General features: G+C 78.4%; 3 protein-coding genes. 2 read left to right on the forward strand and 1 reads right to left on the reverse strand.

From position 1 onward, the window contains the following. Window positions 1–92: 92 nt before the first annotated feature. Window positions 93–1,277 (reverse strand): AAA family ATPase, encoded by a 1,185-nt coding sequence (locus tag RKE29_RS28875; protein WP_312008662.1) that lies wholly within the window; start codon window positions 1,275–1,277, stop codon window positions 93–95. 147 nt (window positions 1,278–1,424) lie between these two features. Between RKE29_RS28875 and RKE29_RS28880 the strand changes: the two genes are divergently transcribed. Both RKE29_RS28880 and RKE29_RS28885 read left to right on the forward strand, forming a co-directional pair. After that, window positions 1,425–2,915, forward strand: coding sequence for an SWIM zinc finger family protein (locus tag RKE29_RS28880; protein ID WP_312008659.1), 1,491 nt, complete (start codon window positions 1,425–1,427; stop codon window positions 2,913–2,915). Then, on the forward strand, window positions 2,912–3,190 hold a 279-nt coding region (locus RKE29_RS28885; RefSeq protein WP_312008660.1), incomplete at its 3' end, for a hypothetical protein. The genes RKE29_RS28880 and RKE29_RS28885, both read left to right, overlap by 4 nt.

Genomic DNA, 3,190 nt, shown 5'->3' on the forward strand with positions numbered 1-3,190 from the left:
CGACCGGGTGGCCGTCGCCGCGCGGTCGCGCGCCGCGGCGGCGCTGACGGCCGCGCGGACGGCGGCGCGGTGCGGGACGAGCGCGTCGACCCTCATGCGCTCACCTCCCGGCAGGCGCGGTAGAAGTCCTGCCAGCCGTCGCGCTCCCGGACCACCGCCTCCAGGTACTCCTGCCAGGCGACACGGTCGGCCTCGGGGTCGCGGACGACCGCGCCCTGGACGCCCGCCGCCACGTCGCCCGCGCGCAGGACGCCGTCGCCGAAGTGGGCGGCGAGCGCGAGACCGCCGGTGATGACGGAGATCGCCTCGGCCGTCGACAGGGTGCCGGAGGGGGATTTCAGGCGGGTGCGGCCGTCGGCGGTCATCCCCTCGCGCAGCTCGCGGAAGACGGTGACGACGCGGCGGATCTCGTCCGCGCCGTCCGGAGCCGGAGGCAGGTCGAGGGCCCGGCCGATCTGCCCGACGCGGCGGCTGACGATGTCGACCTCTTCCTCGGGCGTGGCGGGCAGCGGCAGTACGACCGTGTTGAAGCGGCGGCGCAGGGCGCTGGACAGCTCGTTGACGCCCCGGTCCCGGTCGTTGGCCGTGGCGATCAGGTTGAAGCCGCGGACCGCCTGCACCTCCTGTCCCAGCTCGGGGATGGGCAGGGTCTTCTCGGACAGGATGGTGATCAGCGTGTCCTGCACGTCGGCCGGCATACGCGTCAGCTCCTCGACCCGCGCGGTCTTGCCGTCGGCCATGGCCCGCATGACGGGGCTGGGCACGAGCGCGTCGCGGCTGGGGCCGTGCGCGAGGAGGCGGGCGTAGTTCCACCCGTACCTGATCGCCTCCTCCGGGGTGCCGGCCGTGCCCTGCACCAGCAGCGTGGAGTCGCCGCTGACGGCCGCGGCCAGGTGCTCCGAGACCCAGGTCTTGGCGGTGCCCGGCACGCCGAGCAGGAGCAGGGCGCGGTCGGTCGCGAGCGTGGTGACGGCGACTTCCACGATGCGGCGGGGCCCCACGTACTTGGGCGTGATCACGGTGCCGTCCGGGAGCGCGCCGCCCAGCAGGTACGTCGCCACCGCCCACGGCGACAGGCGCCAGCGGGCCGGGCGCGGCCGGTCGTCGGCGGCGGCGAGCGCGGCCAACTCGTGGGCGAAGGCGTCCTCGGCGTGCGGGCGCAGCGCCTCGGCCGCGGCGGCCTCGGGCGCGGCGGCCCCGCTCGCCCCGGCGGGCCCGGCGGGCGCGGCCGACTGGTCGGTGTCGGTGTCGGTGTCGGTGGTACGGGTCCCGGGCACGGGCACGGTCAGCTCCCCCACAACTCGTCTTCCGCTGAGGTTCCGTCACTGCCCTCCACGGTGCACCACGCCACTGACAATCGACCCCCGCGACGGCGAATCCGCAGGTCACAGCGATTGTCAGTGGGTGCCTCTACCGTCGGAGACATGAATCGGCAGGGGGAAGGCTGGACGGTGGAGCGGGTGCTGGCGCTGGCTCCTGACGCCGCGTCACGCAAGGCGGCGGGCAGGCTGGCGGCGGCCGCGTCGTGGTCGGGCACGGGCGCGCACGGCCAGGCGGTGTGGGGCCTGTGCGCGGGTAGCGGCAGCGCGCCGTATCGGACGGTCGTCGATCTGACGGGCCCGGCGTACCGGTGCGGTTGCCCGAGCCGGAAGTTCCCGTGCAAGCACGCGCTGGGCCTGCTGCTGCTCTGGGCGGGCGAGCCGGGCGTGCGGGGCTCCGGGGAGCCGCCCGAGTGGGCGGCGCGGTGGCTGGCCGAGCGCCGGGAGCGCGCCGAGCGGGCGGCGGCGGGCGGCCCCGGCAGGACGGGAGAGCCCGGACCGGCAGGGGCGGGGCAGGCGGCAGCAGGGCCGGAGGGGACCGGGCCGGAAGGCGCCGGGCCGGAGGGCGGTGGCCCGGCCGCCGTCGCCGATCCGGAGGCGGCCAGGCAGCGCGCCGAGCGCCGCGCCCGGCGCGTCGCGGCGGGCGCCACGGAGCTGGAGCAGCGGCTGGCGGATCTGCTGCGCGAGGGCTTGGCGGGCGCCGACCGCGCCGGGTATGCGCCGTGGGACGAGATGGCCGCCCGCATGGTGGACGCCCAGGCGCCCGGCCTGGAGGCGCGGGTGCGGGAGCTGGGCGCCATCCCGTCGTCCGGCCCGGGCTGGCCCGGGCGGCTGCTGGAGGAGTGCGCCCTGCTGCATCTGCTGGGACAGGGCTTTCTGCGGGTCGAGGAGCTGCCGGGCGGGCTCGCGGCCACGACCCGCGCGCGCGTGGGCCTGACCCCGCCCGCGGCCGAGGTGCTGGCGGCCGGCGAGCCCGTCCGGGACCGCTGGCTCGTGCTCGGCGGGCAGGACAGCGCCGACGGCCGGGTGACCACCCGGCGGATCTGGCTGCGCGGCGAGCGGACCGACCGCATGGCCGTGCTGCTGTCCTACGGTGCGGCGGGCCGGCCCCCGGGCCTCGCGCTGCCTCCCGGGCTGGTGCTGGACGCCGACCTCGCCTACCACCCGGCGGCCCGCCCGCTGCGCGCCGTGCTCGGCGCCCGGTACGGAGAGCCCGGCCCACCCGAGACGCCCGTCCCCGCGGGCGTGGACATCGGCGCGGCCCTCGCCGCGTACGGGGAGGCGCTGCGCGACGACCCCTGGCTCGACTCCTGGCCGGTGGTGGTGGCGCACGTGACGCCGGTGCCGCGCGCCGAAGGCTGGCAGCTCGCGGACGGGCGGACCGGCTCGGCCCTCCCGGTCGACCCGCGCTGCCTGGACCGGACGAACCTGTGGCAGCTCGCGGCGGTCTCGGGCGGCGCGCCCGTCACGGTCTTCGGCACCTGCGGACACCGCGGTTTCACGCCGGTGACCACCTGGGACCCGGAGCCTGTGCCGCTCCAGGAGCAGCCGTCCGGCACCGGCGCCGGTCGGGCGGCGTACGGGAGCACGCCGTGACGCCGCCCGCGCCCGCCCCCCGAGGCGCCGCGCCGGCCGCCCACGGCGAGGGGCGGCCGGACGGTCCGCCCCGGGAGGCCGTACGGCGGCAGGGGCGGCGGGGCGAGGCCGCCTGGAACGGGCCCGCGTGGGAGGGGCCCGCCTGGGACGAGCTGGTCGCCTCCGCGCTGCTCGGCACGGAGCGCCGCACCCCGCCCGTGCCCGTGGCTCCGGGCCGGGACGCGCCCACGGCCCTCCTGGACGCCGCCGCGCTCAGCACCGTGCGGCGGCGGGCG

Source organism: Streptomyces sp. B1866 (assembly GCF_031932565.1).
In the GTDB taxonomy this organism is placed as follows: Bacteria; Actinomycetota; Actinomycetes; order Streptomycetales; family Streptomycetaceae; genus Streptomyces.

What these genes read in the sequence shown, in the direction of transcription:
- RKE29_RS28880 (WP_312008659.1), top strand. Translation starts at nt 1,425, where the DNA reads ATGAATCGGCAGGGGGAAGGCTGGACGGTGGAGCGGGTGCTGGCGCTG.